Annotated in this window: 9 protein-coding genes; 6 read left to right on the top strand and 3 right to left on the bottom strand. The window is 61.3% G+C overall.

What is annotated here, in order from left to right; translation table 11 throughout:
- Positions 1-22 precede the first annotated feature (22 nt).
- Together BK665_RS25490 and pyk are read right to left on the bottom strand one after the other, a co-directional pair.
- Positions 23-1,267: an NHL repeat-containing protein gene (locus BK665_RS25490; RefSeq protein ID WP_123409318.1), complete on the bottom strand. Its 1,245-nt coding sequence runs from the start codon at positions 1,265-1,267 to the stop codon at positions 23-25.
- A 179-nt stretch (positions 1,268-1,446) separates the two neighbouring features.
- A complete protein-coding gene (gene pyk, locus BK665_RS25485) occupies positions 1,447-2,898 on the bottom strand; it encodes a pyruvate kinase (RefSeq protein ID WP_123409317.1) in 1,452 nt (483 codons plus the stop codon).
- 157 nt (positions 2,899-3,055) lie between these two features.
- On the opposite strand from pyk, the gene BK665_RS25480 reads away from it, so the two are divergent.
- Both BK665_RS25480 and BK665_RS25475 read left to right on the top strand, forming a co-directional pair.
- The gene (locus BK665_RS25480; RefSeq protein ID WP_123409316.1) at positions 3,056-3,433 is read left to right on the top strand and encodes a tetratricopeptide repeat protein; all 378 of its coding nucleotides are present in this window, start codon (positions 3,056-3,058) and stop codon (positions 3,431-3,433) included.
- 246 nt (positions 3,434-3,679) lie between these two features.
- Positions 3,680-4,039 carry a PilZ domain-containing protein gene (locus tag BK665_RS25475; protein WP_123409315.1) on the top strand — a complete coding sequence of 120 codons (360 nt, stop codon included), beginning with the start codon at positions 3,680-3,682 and terminating at the stop codon, positions 4,037-4,039.
- A gap of 131 nt (positions 4,040-4,170) precedes the next feature.
- Here the strand turns inward: BK665_RS25475 and BK665_RS25470 are convergent, their stop codons facing one another.
- A complete protein-coding gene (locus tag BK665_RS25470) occupies positions 4,171-4,545 on the bottom strand; it encodes a DUF6124 family protein (RefSeq protein ID WP_123409314.1) in 375 nt (124 codons plus the stop codon).
- A gap of 449 nt (positions 4,546-4,994) precedes the next feature.
- Between BK665_RS25470 and BK665_RS25460 the strand changes: the two genes are divergently transcribed.
- The 4 genes from BK665_RS25460 (at position 4,995) to BK665_RS25445 (ending at position 20,000) form a co-directional block, all read left to right on the top strand.
- Positions 4,995-8,066 carry an Ig-like domain-containing protein gene (locus tag BK665_RS25460; protein ID WP_259699657.1) on the top strand — a complete coding sequence of 1,024 codons (3,072 nt, stop codon included), beginning with the start codon at positions 4,995-4,997 and terminating at the stop codon, positions 8,064-8,066.
- 137 nt (positions 8,067-8,203) lie between these two features.
- On the top strand, positions 8,204-11,809 hold the full coding sequence (locus BK665_RS25455) for a Tc toxin subunit A (protein WP_123409312.1): 3,606 nt from the start codon (positions 8,204-8,206) through the stop codon (positions 11,807-11,809).
- Positions 11,810-11,857: 48 nt separating this feature from the next.
- A complete protein-coding gene (locus tag BK665_RS25450) occupies positions 11,858-15,958 on the top strand; it encodes a Tc toxin subunit A-related protein (RefSeq protein ID WP_123409311.1) in 4,101 nt (1,366 codons plus the stop codon).
- The gene (locus BK665_RS25445) at positions 15,951-20,000 is read left to right on the top strand and encodes an Ig-like domain-containing protein (protein WP_123409310.1); all 4,050 of its coding nucleotides are present in this window, start codon (positions 15,951-15,953) and stop codon (positions 19,998-20,000) included. The genes BK665_RS25450 and BK665_RS25445 overlap by 8 nt, the downstream gene beginning before the upstream one ends.
- Positions 20,001-20,008 lie beyond the last annotated feature (8 nt).

Raw genomic sequence — 20,008 nt, 5'->3', positions numbered from 1 at the left:
CAAACTCAGTGTTGATTGAGCGCTAGCTGTGATAACGGCTAACAGATGGCACGCTGTTTTTTTGCCCAGCCACAAGAATCTGCATCGGCGTCTGCACGGCCACGCTGGTTGTGATGTTCGGTGTGTGCTCGGCACGGTGGTTGCTGATACCCGAGGGAGAAAATGTGGTGTCAGGGCGACCGTCCCCGGTCAGGCGGCCGACGATACATAGCCGTGTATCGACTTCCCCAGCCACGACAATCGAGCCGTTTGCATCGATGTCTGCCGCTGTCCAATGCAGTCGTGCAAAGGGCACTTCAGTGATGACGGGGTTGCCGTTGTTAAAGGAACTGTCATCTGTGCCCGTGTCGAGTGTTCGGGCAACCCAGCCTTTGGAGCCGTTGGACATCGTACCGACGGCGACCGGTTTATTGTCGGTTTGCACCCGGACGGCATTGAGTCTGATAGGGCCGTCGGCGCTGATGAACGCTTTGACCCCTGCCTGGTCACCGAATGACGTGTCGCGCTGGCCGGTAGCGGTGTAGCCCACCAAAAAACCTTGGTCGGTGGTGGAGCCGGCCAGAATGATGCGGCCGCTGGCTTGGGTGACGACCCCCACAGTCGAGGTGTTCTGGTTGTTGTGCTTGAAGAAAATATAACCTCGACCGTCAAGGGAGGGGTCCAGCTCACCGGTCAAGGTCAGTTGAATCAGCAAACCCCAATATCGATAAGGGCCAGGCGAACTGTTATTGACCGTGAAGAGGATTTTCCCCGTGTCCGCCAAGCCACCGGATGCCGTCGCTGGCGCAGCGTTCGGGGGCGGGGTGGGGCCGGCTTGGGGAGCGGGTTCTCTGAAGGTGAACTGGCCAAAAACCAGATTCGGGGTGCCATTGCTATTGAACAGGGTGGCTGCGGGATAGTCGTCGCTGATCGAGGAAACCCGAACATGGCCGATCACCAGGATGGCGCCGTTATCCAACAGGGTCAGGCCTTGAGGGGTCGACAGGGCGGTGCTTGCGCCGAAGCGGCCCTCGGCATACCCCGTCCCGGCTTCTCCAAACGTGGTGTCCAGCAGGCCGTCTCGGGTGAGCCGGAAAAGCAGGAATGGACCCGAACCGTTACTGCACACACCAAGGATTTTGCCCTGATCGACCCCGGCGGTTTTCACCACAGCGAGGGCGATCACCCTGTTCCCTCGTAGCAGCGTGGTAGCGTTCCCTTCGCTGCCGAAACTGAAATCCAGGGTGCTGGGCTGATTCAACGAACGACGTTCATTTTGAGTGGGCATGGCGTATCTCCTGAAGTGAATGCCTACACACAGGGCGTGCAGCAACCATTCAGCCCAGAAAGCCGTCCCGCGTAAACTGTCATAGTTGACAGTTGGCCCATGGCCATCTGACTAGCTTGATAATGCAAAAAGCCCCGCCATTTACATGGCGGGGCTTTTGTTTTTCAGCGGTCGGTCAATCAGACCATCGGGTCGCCAACGTGCAGGATTTTCATCCCGTTGGTGCCGCCGATGGTGTGGTAGCTGTCGCCCTTGGTCAGGATGACCCAGTCGCCTTTCTCCACGACGCCGCGTTTGAGCAACTCGTCGATCGCGGCCTGGCTGACTTGCTCAGGCGGCAGCGATGCCGGGTCGAACGGTACGGTGTAGACGCCACGGAACATGGCGGCGCGGGCCTGGGTTTCGCGGTGCGGGGAAAACGCGTAGATCGGCACCGAGGAACGGATGCGCGACATGATCAGCGGCGTGTAGCCACTTTCGGTCAACGCGATGATCGCCTTCACGCCCGGGAAGTGGTTGGCGGTGTACATGGCCGCCAGGGCGATGGACTGGTCGCAGCTTTCGAAGACCTTGCCGATGCGGTGGCTGGAGGTTTTGCTGGTCGGGTGCTTTTCGGCGCCGACGCAGATACGCGCCATCGCTTGCACGGCTTCCAGCGGGTACAGACCGGCGGCACTTTCGGCCGAGAGCATCACGGCGTCGGTGTAGTCGAGCACGGCGTTGGCCACGTCGGACACTTCGGCACGGGTCGGCATCGGGTTCTGGATCATCGACTCCATCATCTGGGTCGCAACGATCACAGCCTTGTTGTGGCGGCGTGCGTGCAGAATGATTTTCTTCTGGATGCCCACCAGCTCGGCGTCGCCGATTTCCACGCCCAGGTCACCACGGGCCACCATCACGGCGTCGGACGCCATGATCAGCGCATCGAGGGTGTCGTCGTCGGCCACGGCTTCGGCGCGTTCGATCTTCGCCACCAGCCAGGCTGTACCGCCGGCCTCGTCGCGCAGTTGACGGGCGTATTCCATGTCGGCAGCGTCACGCGGGAAGGACACGGCGAGGTAGTCGACTTCCATTTCGGCGGCGAGCTTGATGTCGGCCTTGTCTTTTTCAGTCAGGGCCGGAGCGGTCAGGCCACCGCCGCGACGGTTGATGCCTTTGTGGTCCGACAGCGGACCGCCGATCAGCACGGTGCAGTTCAGTTCGGTGGCGGTGGCGGTATCGACGCGCATCACCACGCGGCCGTCGTCGAGCAGCAACTCGTCGCCCACGCCGCAGTCTTTGACCAGGTCCGGGTAGTCGATGCCGACCACTTGCTGGTTGCCTTCGGTCAGAGGATGGCTGGTGGAGAAGGTGAATTGATCACCGATCTTGAGCTCGATCTTCTTGCCGGCGAATTTGGCGATACGGATTTTCGGGCCTTGCAGGTCACCCAGCAGGGCGACGAAGCGGCCGTGCTTGGCGGCGAGGTCACGCACCAGCTTCGCGCGAGCCTTGTGCTCGTCGGGGGTGCCGTGGGAGAAGTTCAGGCGGGCGACGTCCAGGCCAGCCAGAATCAGCTGTTCGAGAACTTCCGGCGAGTTACTGGCCGGGCCAAGGGTAGCGACGATTTTGGTGCGACGGACGGACATGCATAGACTCCTGAGTTCAAGCGCTGAGTGAGGCTACTATGGTCTTTGGATGTAGTCATTGTTCGGATGCACTACTTATTCGCTTTTATCTTTAAACGAACATTCCTGAAGATTTCCGCCAACGGGTCGATACAGAGCTCAAGACAGGAGAACCCTCATGCGATTTGCGCTCATAGCCGTCATTGCCCTCAGCGTCACGGGCTGCACCCGTTGGTCGATGAACCATCATTTGAATAACGCTTACAGCGCCTATGACCGGGGCAATTGCGAGCAGGTGATGCTCGAATTGTCCAAGGTCGACCGCGCCAGCCGTGCCCGGCCGTATGTGCGTCCGGAAGTGTCGATGATGCGCGGCCAGTGCCTAGAACGGCAGAAGCTGTTTATCGACGCGGCCCAGACTTATCAGTACATCATCGCCGCGTACCCACAGAGCGAATACGCCTACCGCGCCCGTGCACGTCTCGAAACCCTGGAGTCCCTGGGCCACTATCCGACCCGCAGCGCTGCGGCAGTGGTACGGCCGACCCGCTTCTGATGATAGATCTCATACAAAGGCTGGCCGGTTGTACAGGTTCAGCTATAGTCGAATACATCGGCTTCAGCGCCTTGCCGCTGAGCCGACGCAACACCTGCGACTGACAGCGGTAAAAGTGGCAGCGATCTTGATGGCCTGTCACACCAGAAGCGGGGAGAGCGTGCCCATCCTGCATATAAACAGCAGAAGGCCCGTTCCGAAGCATTAGTGCGGCTCTGCTTAAGAGCCTTGCGTAGCGAATTCAGCATGTTTACCGACCGCCGGATCGAGCGGCATCAACTGCCGTATTTTCTGAAAGTGTTCAACAGCGTCACCGACAAGCCTATCGGCTTCCTGGGCAATGTGTCCGAGGATGGGCTGATGTTGATCAGTCAGTTGCCGATGATGATTGGTGCTGATTTCGACCTGCGTTTGAAAATCCCCGTCGGCGACGGGTGCACGCAGGTTGTGGATGTACGGGCCAGTTGTTTGTGGTGCCATGAAGACGCCACGCCTCACCACTATGACGCCGGGTTCAGCCTGCAATGGGCCCCCCCGGAGTACGGGCAATTGGTGAGCGCGTTGAGGCAGTATTTCAGCTTTCAGCCGATGCCTGCTTCGGCCTGAGGTGGGTGGTGTCTTTGATATCGTCTTCGCGAGCAAGCCCGCTCCCACATTGGATCTGTGGCGTTCACAAATCCCCTGTGGGAGCGAGCCTGCTCGCGAAGGCGTCAGTACAAACAACCCATCACTGAAGACTAAACCTCGCTAATCGCCGGCTCATTCTCCAGCGACTTTTCTACCAGCAACAACCCCATCTCACTCAACTGATAAATCGCCATGGCCAGGTGCCGTGGCTTGTCGTCCAGGCTTTCGGCCAGGTCGAGCAGCAGGATATTGACCGAGGAAAAGGTTTCGAACGCCTGGATGTTGACGGCGTGGGCCTTGGCTTGGGGGGCGACGGTGAACATTGTGTGCATGGCTCGATCCTTGGCCTTGGGCGCGTTCAGGTAATGGGAGTTGGGTTTGAGGTAGTGGTCGAGGGCGCGGTCGGCGGCCTCGCGGAGTTTCTTGGCATCGAGGGTGGCCGAAAACGAGTCCGTTCTCGGGGGATTGGGTGTTGCTTTGAACATAATCGTGACCTCTGGATGGAGCTGCCACCGAGTCGCGACTAAACGAAGGGGTGGCGGCTGTACACAGGTTAGTCGACCGGGAGGTTCACGAAAACCGGCGCGCCCGAGGGCGCCCTGCGCACAGCCACCATAACGTTCAGGAAGGGGGATAGGGACATCCCGACCGTCTGGTGGAACTTGTGCCATCTTCGTAAACCTCCCGAGCGACTAAACCCGGCCGCTGCCTATCAGCGACACGGATCAAATTACGGGGCAGGCCAAAAGTGCACAAGCCGGCCGATTCTGAGGGACTTGTAGGCAAAGGCGCAAGCCGTCGTAGTCCTCAAAAAATGTAGGAAAAGTCCGTAGGGCCGTTCGTCTGAACTGTCAGTTATTACAGGTAGGCAGACGGCAAGGGCAGGGCGTACAAAAGCCTGAACCATTGCTGCCGACGCCGAGGGCTCCCTGCCATGACTGATGAAACCGACCTTCCCGAAACAGGCGAGCCCGAAGCCGGCGAACCGCTGGCCGACACCCGGCCCTCCGTGACTTATCCCAAGGACATCTTCGTCCGTGATGGAAATGTGACGGTCGAGGGGAGCGGCCAGCCGGGGCGCAATGTGCGAGTGGTCTCCCCGGGACAAGAGGACGCCCTTAGCGATGAAATGCAAATGGGCAGCGACGGGCGCTTCCGTTTGCCATTGAAAAACACCCTCAAAGCCGGCCATCACCACCTTGAGGTTCTGCAATGGCGCAGCAGTCAGGATAGCCACCTGCGTTCTCCAGAGTTTTACGTATCGGTGGTGTCCGCACCTGTTGTTCTGGTGCCGGTCAACGGGGCTAACCTTGATGTTTTCACCTTCACTGAGGTGATTGGGATGAACGGGGCGCCCGGTGCGTTGGTGATCATTTGCAAAAGCGGTGATGGCAACACGATATACGGCCAAGGCTTGGTCAATTCTTGGGGCGATTGGCGCGTACAACTTGACAGACCGTTGCCTGGCGGCCGTTTCAGAGTGGCCTGCAGGCAGACGCTACAGGGTTTTCCGTCTGATTGGCACGATCCCGGACTCTTCTGGAACGTCAGCATTGCGCAGATTGAGTCTCCGCTGCCGGATACTTTGATCCCTACGGGCAGGCAGAGCGTCTTCAAGGGCAGCGGCGGCCCGGGATGGACGGTGACGGTGGTCAATGCCGATAATCGTAACGAGGTGCTGGGCAGTGCTGTCGTCATTGGCAGTAATGGACGCTGGGAGTGCCCCATCATCCCAACGTCGTCCAGCGGTACTGTTACCGTCGAGGCGAAGTTCTCGCGACCGACTCCCTCGCCTGCGGCTGTTATCTACTCGGCGCCCCTGACCTGCAAGATCCTCGGCACGCCCACCATCAATGCACCTTCCGGCCTCGTTGACACCACCTTCACTCTCTCCGGTGGCAATGGCTTCCAGGGTGCCGAGGTAGAAATTTTCAATGACTTCAACGGGACCAGGGTCGGGCGAACGGGGGTGTTCACCCCTCCAGGCTGGAACGGCTCCGTCACTGTCCTGCCGGGAGCGGTGACGCTGGTGGCGCGGCAAAGCGTGGACGGGGTTATTTCCGAGCGCGGTGCCCCGGTCATCTTAAAGGTTCGCCCACCCAGACTGAATGCGGTTTCGGTCACACCACTGGCCAATGCCGGCCTGAGGTTCTCGGGTGCGGGCTATGAAGGCGCCACCGTCGAGGTGACCAAACTCAGCGGGCCAGGCTCGTCGACGGTGCAGCCGGCCACGGTCGGCAGTACTGGCACCTGGAGCGTGGACGCCGCCAATTGGCCGCCGGGCCAATACACCTTCAAGGCCACGCAAAAAGTACCCGATAACACCGGTGGCTCGATTGTCTCCCCGGACTTCACCTTCAGCTACACCGTGCCGCTGCCGCTGCCCACGGCCAGTCATACCGGCGATTACAGGCCGGTGTTTTCCGGCATTGGCTACAACGGTGCCACGGTGGTGCTGTTGAACGCCCTTGGCGGTAACAAGGTCGCGCCGGATGCGCCGGTGAGCGGCGGGGGCTGGTCCAGTACGGCGTCTGAGGCGTGGGGCCCGACCTTCAAGCGCAAGGTTCAACTGCGACAGGAAATGAGTGGGCAACCCCCCTCAAACTGGGTGGAGCTGGAGGTGACCATTGCCCCTCTGGCGCCGGTCATCACCGAGATTACCGGGGGCGATGACAGTCAACGCTCACCCACCGTCAAAGGCACCTGCTGGCCTGGGGCGCTGTTGAAACTGGTCTTCAGTGATGCGCCGACCATGGTTCACGAATTCACTGTGCCTGACGGCAATTGGACCTATCGCCGCTCCACCCCGTTTGCCCCCAATGTGACCCATACCGTGACGGTCACCCAGACCGCCGCGTATCAAACGTCGGACGCCACAACGCGACCGTTCGAAGTTCGCAGGACGCTGCTCAAACCCGTCATCTTCGAACCCACGAACGAGTTAGAGGTGGAGCGCAATCTGACTGTCCGAGGTCGGGACGGCGTGGCCGGCGCGTCGATGCAGCTTCGTATCGGCGGCAACAATACGGGGCCGTCGCAACCGCTGACCAGCGACGGCTTATGGTCCATCGAGCTCAAGGGCCTGGCCTTCGGCCGGCTCATTCTGGACGCGCAGCAGACCCTCGACGGGCGGCCATCCGAGCGTAGCGAACCGGTCGTGGTGAACGTGGTGCTGATGCCGCCGCGGTTCACAACCCCAACGGCGGGCGGAGAATTGCCGCGCACATCGTGGATTTCCGGCACGGGCATGCCGGGTGCGCAGGTCGATGTCTGGCTGGAGGGCCGCGCTGATTTTCTGCTGCAAGGCTACCCGGTCGACACCAATGGTATTTGGAAAGGTCTGGTGACATTGCCCGTGGGGGGGACGAAATTGCAGGCCCGGCAAACCATCGCGCAGGTGGTTTCCAACGCCAGCCCGCCGTTGATGTGCTACGTGGTGCCCAATGCGCCCTTAATCGAAACACCGGTCAAGGATGGGCAGGTCGGCGGTACGACCGTGGTGTCCGGTTTCGCTGAGCCGGGGGAAACGGTCAGCGTTTATCTGGGCGCCACTTTACTGGGCAGCGCATTGGTGCTGATGGATCGCACCTGGTCGGTGCCCGTGACATTCACTCAACCCGGTGGTGCTTATGTGCTCGTGGCCGGGGCCTCGTTGGACGGGTTTGAGTCGGACCGTTCCGCCCAACAGCCTGTGGTGCTGGGGCGTTATGTACCGACCATCGATTCGCCCCGGGCCGGCAGCTCGGTCCGTCACCCGGTGACCTTCAGCGGGCAGGGCCGATCGGGCACCGGCCAGCTCGTGAGCTGGTTCAACCCCGAGTTTCCCTGGGCGCCGAACCTGACCGTTACTGCGCAGGGCTGGCAGGGGCTGTCGGTCCGGACGCTGCCGGCGGGCGGTAACTGGTGCCGCTTTAAGCAGACCATTGTCGATGGGGCTGATGCCTCGACGATCTCTGACTGGAGTGAGAGCGCTCGCTTTGAAGTCCTCGATCGTGCGTCGCGCTGAGGCCATCAACCGATAAACGGTGCCGTCTACTGTCAGTTCTGACAGTAGACCGTTGCAGCGCCTCAGGTGCAGATTGGTCACAGGATCAATGTCCGGACACGCGTTCGGGCGCTCATATTCAACGAGGAGCTTTGGCCATGGCGGACTCCGGTAATCGTGCCATCCAACAGATGTTCGAGCAGGTCTTCGACGAGGAACAACGGGCTACCCATGCCGAACTGTCGACGTACATTCAGGGGGACGGCTCGATCTTTCCCCTGGTGGAGCGCGGCGTGCAGGGACTGGTGCGCGATTACGGGCTGAGTCATGAGCAGGCGCAGCAGTTCTTGCGCCGGGCCAACAGCCTGGCCGCGTATGTGCGCCGCCAGTTTATCGAGCACAGCCTGACCGGCAGCGGGGAGCAGGACGGCAAGCCGCCGAGCGGGTTGTTGTCGCTGGTGCCGGGGCCAAGTTATGAGGCGTTGTTCTCCCCCAACTTTGACCAATTGTGCCCGCCCGAGGCCCTGGAATCGGTGACCTCGCCCGTGGCCTACCTGGTGGAGCTGTTGCGCTGGGTCCGCGACCGGATCGAACCGCTGGGCACGACCGGTCAACTGCTCTTGCATAATCGTCGCAGAGACTTGGGGCCGTTGTCCGTGGATTTCAACGCGGTGCACCAATCGGTGTCGGCGGTGGACATCATCGTCTCGGTGCTGGAGGCCTTCATAACAGGCGAAAATACGGCGCTCGATCTGGAGGAGGCCATGATCGAGGCCCGTTACCCCAATGGGCTGCCGTATTACCAGCATTGGGTCACGCTGGATACGGTCACCCGTCACCACGGTATGTCGGTGGGTAATTTTGTCCATATGGTGGATCTGTCCTCGCCGTATTTCCTTCAGCCCCAAGCCTGGGACGGCGATGCGGAACGGGCCTTGGCCCATGCTTCGCGGTTAGGGCCGTATCAGCGAAAGCTGTTGACCGAGGCGGCGGTTGAGGGGCCAGAGGACTTTTACCTGCGTAACTTCGGTGCTCAGGATTTGTCCTGGCAGAATCTCAATCAGGTGGCGTTTTTCGGTGAGCGCACCAAACTCGATGCCCGAGGTGTCGAGGCGCTGCTGTCAGTGCGTGATTTCGCCCCGACCCGTTCGCCCAACGTCACGGTGTATCCGGAACCTGCTGTGCCTGCGCAGGGCGAAAGCGAACGTTCAGGCTCGGTCTACATCAATGGCGGGATATACCCGGCGATCAAGATCGACTACAGCCCGGCGGGGGGAGTGTTCCACCGCTTGAGCGCTGATCCGCGTGACGACCTTGCCCATTTTGACCGGATGAACCGCAAGGTGCGCCTGGATCAATGGCTGGAGCTGCCCAGCGAACAGGTGGATGCGCTGCTGGTGGCCGCGATGAAAGCCGAAAACCGCGGCAGCACCACGAACCCGTGGCCGATAACCCCTGACACGGTCCATGCCCTGGGCCTGTTCCAGTCATTGCGTGAGCGCTACGGGTGCACGGCACCGGACTTCGCGGCGTTTATCGATACGCTGGGGATCTACGGTCGCGGCACGGCACTGTCGCAGTTCGACCAGGTGTTCAACAACCAGGGTGACTACCGCGCACCACTGGTGCTGGATAACTTGCCATTTCCGATCATCCCGGCATCGGGGGGCGTGGATTTGACGATCAACCGCTTGTGCAGTGGCCTGGGCATCGATCTTAAGACCTACGAATACCTGGCCCTGGTGATTGCCCGGGCGCACAACTGCACCGACGGCAACTTGTTGCGCACCCCGGCGATCATTTCTGCGTTCTACCGGTTGGTGAAGTTGCCACGCCTGTTGGGCATCACGCCGGTCGAGGGCGTACTGATGCTGACGTTGCTGGGCGGCGAGGACTGGGTCGATGGCCTGGCAGGCAACCCGAGGATCAAGTCGACCGGCAGCAGCGATACCAATCCCGATGCGCTGAACCTCATTTACGCGCTGCATGCGTGTGTGAGCTGGTGCCGGGATCGCGAGCTGCCGGTGCTGTGGATGCTGCAGCAGGTGTCGCCGCCGGCGGCGCTGGCGGTGGCGACCGATAAAGAGCGTCAGTTGTTCGAGCAGGCGGGCAACCTGTTGCCTGCCGCGCTGTTCACCCACGGTGCCTTGTTGATGGCCGGCGTGCCGCCGCTGGTAGGCTCGGACTGGCTGAACCTGCTGACGGTCCTGGTCGATTACTCGGGATTGGTGATGAGTGGTGCCGGCACCGAAGCCCAGTACCTGGCGTTCGCCCGCGAGGAATTGACTAAGGCCGTTCGCGATGGTCTAGGCCTCGATGAGACAGAAGATGCCGCACAGATCCAAGTCTTTGTCGAACGCATGCTCACGGTGCTGTTGCAAGCCCGGGACGCTCAGGCCTCGGTGGTCAAGGAAACCCTGGCGGTGTACACCGGCCTGGATGCCGAGCGGGTAGCCCATGTGTTGGTGTGGGCCAACAGCACGGTTTACCAGTTGCTGCGTCAGGTGCTGGAGCAGGCCGGGCGCGAGTTGCCGGGCACGCTGCGGGACGGGACGAATCCCTCGCTGACCTTGCTGGCCGATGTCCGGCGGCGCGCCAACGTGGTGTTGCACCTCGACCTGAGTGCCACGCTGCTGCAGGACTATCTGCAATATGGCTACAGGGCGTGGCTGCAACAGAACGACCGGCAGGCATTTTCGGTGCGCACCCTGTATTACCTGACGGCGCTGACCCGGGCCTTTGAACTCAGTGAAAAACCGGACGGGGAACTGCTGGATTACCTGCGCGAGGTCAACGCGCTGCCGGATCCGATCACCGACGAAGCGCTTGGGCTGGCGCAGAAACTGGCGGCCATCCGTCTGGCCGCGTTCTTCGACTGGAGCGTCGAGGAAGTGCGGGCGTGCATCGCGCATATCGACCCCGCCACGCACCTGGTGAAAAACCTGACTCAATTGGACCTGTTGATGCGCATCCGGGTGCTGTCCCGGCACACCGGCATGGACGCCTTGACGATTTTTCGCGTGGGTAAGCTGCCGGAGGCAGTCGATATACCCAAGTACCAGGTCGCCGCTGAAAGTGCCTTGCTGAGCCTCACTGAATCCGATGCTGCGTTGGCGGCCTTCTACGACGAGGTGCCTGAGCCGATCGTCAAGCTGACCTGCACCGTGGACAAGACCGATGTGGTCGCCAACAAGTCGGACGACAAAATCACCTTTACCGTGACGCTCGAGAACCCGGACGGCAGCGTCATCCGGCACGTCAATGTGTACTGGCAGGCCAGCCTCGGCACGATCGAGAAGAGGACGACCGACGAACATGGCCAGGTCATCGTGGAGTATTTCGGCAAGGTCCTGGGGGCGCATACGCCACTGTTCTGGCTGGACCTGATGGCGCCGATGCATGCGCCGACCGTTTACGTCATTGCCGACGCGTTTTCAATGACGATGGAGGGGGAGTCCATGTCTTGGGTGCCAGAGGAAGCGGTGCCCGCAGGCCGGGATGTCGAGTTCTACGGCACGCTGACGGACCGTTACGACAACCTCGGCATAGACCAGTTGGTGCGCTGGTCCGTGGAGCCGTTCCCCGGCACGACGGGCTCCGCAACCATCCGGCCGGCGCAGGGACGCAGCAATCAGGAGGGCCTGGTACGGGCCATTGTCTCCAGCGCCGGCGGCGGGCGTTTCATCGTCAAGGCGTACATTGAGGGGGCAGATACCGTCGTCGCTTTCGAATCCATCACTTTTGCCGCCCCCGTCACTGAATGACGACGGCTGGAAGGCGGTTTGCGCCCGACGGGCACAGGAGCAAGGAACATGGCACAGAACAATATCGGCGGTCTGCTGGAAAAGCGTCGGTCGGCACTGGTCGAGTACTGCATCGGGCAAGTCGGCAAGGGTGATACTGGCACTGACAAATACAACTTCCTGCGCACGCCGGGGGATCTGTTCGAACTGCTGCGCCTGGACCCGCTGGACAGTTATCCCGTGCAAAGCTCCTGGGTGGCGGAGGCGACCAGTTGTGCCCAGCAGTTCATTCATGCGGCCTACCGCAAGCTTGAGCCGGGGTATGACGCGACGGCGTTCGACCCGCAGGATCTCAAGCTCTGGGAGCTGTACAACAACTACCCGGACTGGGCGGCGGTGACACAAATCGGGATCTACCCGGAAAACTACATCAACCCCTTCGTGCGCCAACGCAAGACAGGCCTGTTCAAGATCCTGGAAAACGATCTGAACCAGACGCGCCTCAACAGCGATTCGGTGCAACGGGCGATGCAGAATTACCTGCAAGCCTTTGAGCAGACCTGCAACCTGGATGTGCTCAGCAGTTACATGGACGGCGCCACCCCCAAGCATGCCGACTATTACTTCATTGGCCGCCAGCGCGTGCCGCCGTTCCAGTACTTCTGGCGCAAGGCCGAGATCGAATTGGTGGCTGACTGCAAAGCCATCAACCCGGTGGCGTGGGGGGAATGGCAACCAGTGGATATCGGCACCGGCGACAAGGTGCTGGATGTTCGCCCGGTGTTTTGGAACGGGCGCTTGTGCGTAGTGTGGGCGCAGTGGCGCGACAGGGTTGTCGAGATGCAAGATGGCCAGCCAGTCGTGCGCTTGCCGTACAAGCTGGAGATCAATCTGGCGTTCATGACCCAGAACGGGCAGTGGTCGGCGCCGTTGAATCTGCACAGCAGTGAGCCTTCGCAAGATCTGTCGGTCGACTGCCGGTTGATCGCGACGATTGCGGTGGATGAGCGTCAGCCCAAAGGCGCGTTGGGCGTCATGCTGAAGTGCAAAGAGAGCAATTTTGACAAGTTCGTGGTGCGTGACGTGCTGCTGCGCCCAGTGCCGGAAGACGACGGCACCTGGCTGAACTATCTGGCGCTCTACCGGTTCCCCGATACCTTGACCGTGCAGCATCCGCTGTTCGGGCAGAACCAGCCGAAGGTCACTGCCGATGTCACCGCTCCTGGCTCATTGACAAGCTATTACGGTTTGCAGGTGTTGTTTATCAGTGGCAGCCAAGAGGATCAATTGATTGTCAGAGGGGTGTGTAAGCCCACTCCGCATACACCGGCGAGTGCCACGTTCACGCTCGAGTTGCTCAATGGGATTGTTGGAGATCCGACTAAGATCACCCTGCCCGGGGCTTCGACGGGCGGCGGCTGGGTGACGGCGTGGATGACGGTCAAGCGGCCGGCTGGTGGTTTTACCGGCAATGTGCAGTTCACACTGGGCTCCCCCACGAATCATGGCACCACGAGATTTACCCTGGCGATGCCCGGCCTTCCCCGGTTCGTAGCCGCCGCCCTGAAAAAGAACAGAGCCAACGCCGCGCAATTCATTGCCTTCAACCAGACCGGCACCCTGGCCCACGCCCGCCTCAATTCATTGTTCGGCCCGGAACTGGTGCAGCGCGCGCATATTTCGGTGGATGCGGTCCTGGACTGGGAAACGCAGTTCCTCGCGGAACCGCCGCCCGATTCCGCCGACCTCGACGAAACGAACGGCCCCTACAACGGTGCCAACGGTTTGTATTTCTGGGAACTGTCGTTTCACCTGCCGCATCTGGTGGCGACGCGCCTCCGGGCCGAGGATCGGTATCAGGAAGCACAGAATTGGCTGCATTACCTGTTCGACCCGCGCGCCCCGGCAGACCCGCCGTCCAACCCGGAGCAACCCTCTGACAAACCGGCTTACTGGCGCTGCCGTCCGCTGTTCAGCGACGGCAACCTGGGGTGTGAAAGCCAATTGCCGGTCGATCCGGATGCCATCGGCTACTCGGCGCCGCGGCACTTGCGCATTCTGGTGTTCATCGACTACGTGAACAACCTGATCGCCTGGGGCGACTGGTATTACCGCCAACTTACCCGCGACAGCCTGGTGGCGGCCAAGCTGTGCTATGTGCAGGCCGAATTCCTGATGGGCAAGCCACCGGTGGCGCGGGCAGTGACTGACTGGGAAACAAAAACGGTTAACCAATTACTAATCCTCAGCAGCACGCGCCCGGCGCTGGAGGCGTTCGAGCAAACCCTCGATGTTTCCCTGGCCGATATTCCGCCGTCCGCGCCGGCGGCACCCCTGCTCGGGCTGTTGGCCAACGCGCCGTTCAAACTGCCGATCAACGAGCAATTGCTCAGCGTTTTCGATTTGCCAGGCCGGCGCCTGAATAACCTGCGCAACAACCTGACGCTCGATGGCAAGCCGCTGAATATCCCGCTGTTCAGCCCGCCAACCGATCCCGACCAGTTGTTGCGCGACCTGGCCGCCGGTGGCGTCGGCGGACCACGGCCGATGGGCGGGCGTCTGGTGGTGGGCGCCTTTCAATGGCGGGTGGCGTTCGAGGTCGCGTTGCGTGCGGTGCAGGCCTTGCAAGACTACGGCAGCCAAGTGTTGCGTCTGCTTGAGCAACGGGATCGGGCCGAACAGGAGGAAATGCAACAGAGCCATCTGGTGGAACTGGGGGATTACGCGCGCAAGGTCCAGGAGCAGAGCATCGCCCAACTGGAGGCGAATGTGGCGGCGTTGCGGCAAAGCCGCGTCACGGCTCAGCAGCGCGCCGATACCTATTCCCGCTGGTATGACGACAACATCAGCGCGGCGGAATACGAGGTGATGGATACGCTGCAAATGGCCAAGGTCCTGCACATGACATCGACGGCCTTTCAGATGACAGGGGCGGTCATCGACACCTTTCCGACTATTTATGGCATGGCCAATGGCGGCGGTCGTCCCGGGTCCATGGCCTACGCCGTGGGCTATGGCCTGGAAGTCGCCTCGACTGCGGCGCAACTGGATGCCGACAAGAAAGCGGTCACCGAAACCTATCGCCTGCGCCGTCGCGAATGGGGGCTGCAACGCGACCAGGCCCGGGCGGAGACGCAGGCCATCGATGAGCAAATTCTCGCGCAACAGCTCGCGGTCGATGCGGCCAGGGCCAGCCTTGATCAGACCCTGCGCGGCAATGCCCAGGCGCTGACGGTGTACAACTTCCTGAAAAAACGCGCGACCAATGCCGAGTTGTTCGGCTGGCTGCTGGGCCAGCTCAAGGCCTTGCACTACCAGGCTTACGACGCGGTGGTCAGCCTGTGCCTGAGTGCCCAGGCCTCCCTGAGCGCGGAAACCGGCGAGTACGATTCAATACCGCCCCTGCCTCAGGTTTGGCTCGACAACCGTTATGGGCTGACGGCCGGCGAACACTTGCGCGAATACCTGTTGCGCATGGAGCGCAGCCACTTGCAAAGCCATGAGCGACGGCTGGAACGAGTCAAGACCGTTTCCCTGCGGCGGCTGTTCGACGACGCCAGCGACCCGCAATCGGGACATGCCAACTGGGGCGCGGCGTTGCTCAAGTTGCAAGAAACCGGTGTGTTGGAATTCAAGCTCACGCAGTTGCTGTTCGACCGCGAACACCCCGGCGACTACTGCCGGTTGATCAATTCGGTGGAGGTCGATCTGCCGGTGCTGGTCGGCCCTTACGAAGATGTGCGCGCAACCTTGCTGCAGATTGGCAGCACGACCGCCACCAAAGCGTCGGCGCATTCGGTCGACTACATGCTCGACCCTGATGGCAAGGTGGCGCCGGCGGATGTGCAGTTCAACTTGCGCAGCGGGCAACAGATCGCGCTGTCGGCGGGCATTGCCGACAACGGCATGACGGCGATCAAACCCGATGAAGGCTTGCTTAACCCGTTCGAGAACACCGGGGCCGTGTCGCGCTGGCAGTTGAATTTCCCCTGGCCCAAACGCGAGTCGCAAATCGCGATGCTGGGTTCCTTGACCGATGTCATTGTGCGCATCCGCTACACCGCCAAGGGCGGCGAGCCGAGCTTCAGGCTCGCCGTGGAAAACCTGGTGAACATAGCAGAAACGCCTCAACCGAAAGGTGCGAACAAAGGAGCAGGCAGCCATGCGTGATCCCGTAATTCAGGCCAATCAGAACCTGGTGCTCAATGGTGACTTCACCGAGGGCACCGACGGCTGGACCAAGCACCCGAACGGTACCAAATCGGTGACCCTGGTCTATGAGATGTATGAGGGTGAGTTGACCGGTTATCTGCGGATCAGTAACGACGCTTCGGTCAGCCAGGTGATCGTTGTGCCCAAGGCACTGGGGGCCGATGCCCGGTATGTGCTCAGTTTTCTCTGTGAAGTGCGGTTTAGCGGAACGGGGCGGCTGGTCGTGGAAATGGTTGGCTCGCCCGGGAACAGTCAGGAAATTCCTTTGCGGCTCGGCCAGGCACGTCACGAGGAAGAAGATCGGGCGCGGCTGCGGGACGGACAACCGCTGAATTATTCTCCGATCAAGTACGAAGTCCCGCTGAACCTGCCGCTGCAGGACGGGGACTCGATTAGCCTGAGGGTGTACAGCCCGACCGGTGGCACGGGCAATGTTTCGGTGTGCATCACCCGCATCCGGCTGGACCTGCATCTGCCACCGTTGGTGCTGCAATCGCTGATGCTGGATGAGCAGTCGTTGCCACCCACGGGGGTGTTGCCGCTGTGTCTGGGGGCGCCCAACCTGTCGTCGCATCGTCTGGTGTGTGTGCCCATGCCAGGTCACCCCTGGCAGGGCACCCAAGCGGCCTTGACGATTGAAAACAACCCGCTGGACGCTGTTCTCGCGGACCCGGACTGGGAGGTCGATCAGCCATTGGAATCGTGCTGGATGCTTCAAACCCCGTTGCTCGATGAACTCGGTGAAGGCCCGCATCTGTTCACGATGCAAGTGGTCAACCAGTACACCGCCGAGCCTTACCCGATCCCGGTATCGCTGGGTCACCATCGCCTGGTGTTCCCTAATGAATTGCAGGCCGCCTATTACCCAGTGCTGGAATACGGGCAGAGCGTGCGCCTGGGTGTGGAGGTCGCGTCGTACTACAACGGACAGACACTGAACGGCCGCCCGGTGACCTGGCGGGAGGCCGGGCAGGGCATCATAGGCTCGGGCCTGACGAACGAGAACGGCTGGGCCTACTTCGATTACGTACCGACAGTGGCGGGAGAATTTGCCATCGAAGCGACGGTGGAGAGTCTCTATTACGCCAGCGGCGTGGTTTCAACCACCCTGCCGGTCCGCGTACTGGCGACCGACCCGTGGAAAACGCTGATGGCCGTGGTCGAGGGCAGCGAGACGCGCTGGGAGGACAGGATCGGCTACCCCAATCGTGGTTCCGCGTATCGCCTTCACGTGCGATTGCCGGCCGACCATGGGTTGGCGGGGAGCGAGATGCAACTGCGCTGGAGTGGCGATTCCGCCGAACAATTGGGGGTCGCCGTCAGCCCGGTACTGGAATTGCCGGTGCCGGTCGAGGGCCGCGACCTGGTCTGGACATTGACCAGCGAGGATCGCCTCGACGGTCAGTTCGAACTGTCCCTGGTCTGCTCGACGCTGTTGTTGCCGTCACCGAAAAAAAAGATGTCGTTGGCACGCAATCTGGTGCGTATCGGCGATGTGCGCGAGGCCAACAAGTTTCCGGTGGTGGATGAACACGAAAGCGTGCTGCTGCGGATTCAGGTGGTGCATGTGCGAGGCGTTGACGACGGCGATCCCGTGGTCAATGCGCTGGTGGACTGGATTACCCCCGAAGGCCCGCTGCCGACCGTCACCACCGGGGCCGGCGGTTGGGCGAGTTTGCTGTACACGCCGAAAAGCGCCGGGGATCTGGTGGTCACCGCCCGTATTCGGGCCCATGAAGAGGCGGTGGTGGCTGAACATGATTTCACTGTCAAAGCCCTGGCCACCAGTCCCTGGAAAAATGAAGTCAGGATTCTGCTGGATAACGTCGAAGTCGATCGCGTGGTGCTGGGCGTGCTCTGTTGGCGTGGCCGCACGCACACCTTGAAAGTCGTGCCACTGCCCGGTAGCAAGTTGATCAATAAAGCCGTGACGCTGAACTGGCGCGGCACGCCGCCGGCCATCGGGCTGGTGGCGAGTGATATCGGAACCCCCAGAAACCTGACCGAAGCGGGGCTTGAGTGGAGGTTGACGTCTGTGCTCGGGAGCAGTACCAGCAGCCTGTTTGAACTGACACTGAGCGGCGAGGGCCTGACATCGGATCGGGAACTGTTCGGGCGTTTGATCGCCCCGGATCTGGCAGAAGAGGCGAGCCTGAGCCTGGATCAGGTCTCGGCGGTACTCGGTGATCAGAGGCTTTATCCGTGCCTGGGAGCGGTGCACCGTTTCAGTTTTCTGCCCCATGCACTGAGTCCGCTGGTGGGGCTTTCGACGACGTTGTCATGGACCGGATCGACGCCCGAGCAATTGCACGCGAGCATCGATCCGCCCTTGGCGCAGTCGCAGGTGATCGGCGACGGCGGCGCACGCTGGTCTCTGGACTTCAGTGATAGTGCGGTGCCGGGCAACTTTGCCCTGGGACTTGAGCTGCCGCAGTTGGGTCTGAACACCTCCGCCAACGCGATGAGCCTGGCGCACAACAAAGTCCGGATTGAGGCGTGGCGCGAGACGGCGGTGGACCCGGTGGTGGGGCAGGAGCCAGCCTGGACGTGGGTCCAGGTGTTTTCCTATTTCACCGGCCGTGCGGTGGAGCAGGTCGCTGTGAATTGGCTGGTGGGTGAGCAATCGGCAGAGGTGAAGACTGACGCCGAAGGCTGGTCCGGTTTCGCCTTTGCGCCCACGGTCGAACAGCAGCATACGGTGGAGGCGGTGCTCATCAGCCCTTTCGACGGCTACGAGGACAAGCGCCCGATGAGGGTTAGCGCGCTGGCGAACGATCCTTGGGAAGGAGTGACCGTCAGCTTTGATGATCAGCCGCCAGAACCCTGGGGCAAGAAAACCTATTTCCCGCGTCGCAAAGGCAATCACCTGATCAAAATCATGGCCCCCGCCAACAGCCCTTTGCTCGATCACGACCTGACGCTGGGGCTGACCGGCACCGGTCCGGCGGCGTTGGACATTCATTTTGTACCGCCGAACGCGCTTGGGACTGCGCGCTGGTTTTTCGAATTGGGCCTGGAATACAAATTTTGGGTCGGCGATCTGAAGGACGGTGCGTTCGCCCTGCGCCTGGCCGCCAGCCGGCTCGCCCGGTTGTCACCGGCCAACGCCATGTCCCTCGGCTCAGGGATTCAGGTGGTCAAGTTTCAGGGGGGCAGTCGTGTGGCCCAGACCCTGGAGTGGGGGCAGACACTGGTGGAACAGGTCGCGGTGGTGTCGGTCATCAACGGTAAGCCGATGGCCGGTCTGACCGTGACCTGGCGCAGCCCGGACCTGGGTGTTGTGACGTCGGTGACGGATTTTTATGGTGTGGCGAAGATCAGTTTTATCCCGACGCAACCGGGCCCGGCGCAGCTGACGGCGACGGTGGGGGATGAGCGTTACTCACAGTCGGTCACCCTGGCGTACAGCACCAGCGAACCACGCCAGATTCAATCACTGGTCTGCGCCGAACCGGCCGGTACGCCGGGGCAAGTGGTCTCGGCCATGGCCACGGTGGTGTCCGCTATTACCGGCGAGCCACTGGTGGGTGTCGAGGTGATGTGGGAATACTCGAGTGTCAAACTCGCACCGACACTGACCGGCGCAGATGGCGTGGCGATTCTTGAGTTCGTGTTGGGTGGGGTCGGCGAGGGCGCGTTGCAGGCGACTGTGAAGGGTGGTTTGGCTGGCTGGGAAATGGCGGTGGTCGGGGTGGATGTATGGCCGGTGCATGCGAGCATTCAACGGGTTTATGCGGAGCCCAATCCGGCTCAGACCAATGCCTTCACGACGATAAGGGTTGTGATCGTGGCCACGGACAGTGGCCAGCCGTTGGCGGGACGAGAGGTGTTTATATCTGAGAATGGAGGCACCTTTGGGCCTATGCTGACGGACGCAAATGGGCAAGTGGTGAGGCACTGGCGTCCGACGATGAGGGAGGAGGTGTATTCGCTCGATGTGGAAGTCCGAAACCCGGGTGAGCCTGCGAAACGGGATGGGGTGGTTGTGCCGGTGGTATAGAGCAATGG

The sequence above is a fragment of the Pseudomonas frederiksbergensis genome (assembly GCF_003732665.1).
Lineage (GTDB): Bacteria > Pseudomonadota > Gammaproteobacteria > Pseudomonadales > Pseudomonadaceae > Aquipseudomonas > Aquipseudomonas frederiksbergensis_G.
The sequence above is the reverse complement of the archived record's forward strand: the minus strand, read 5'-3'. Positions and strand labels throughout refer to the sequence as shown.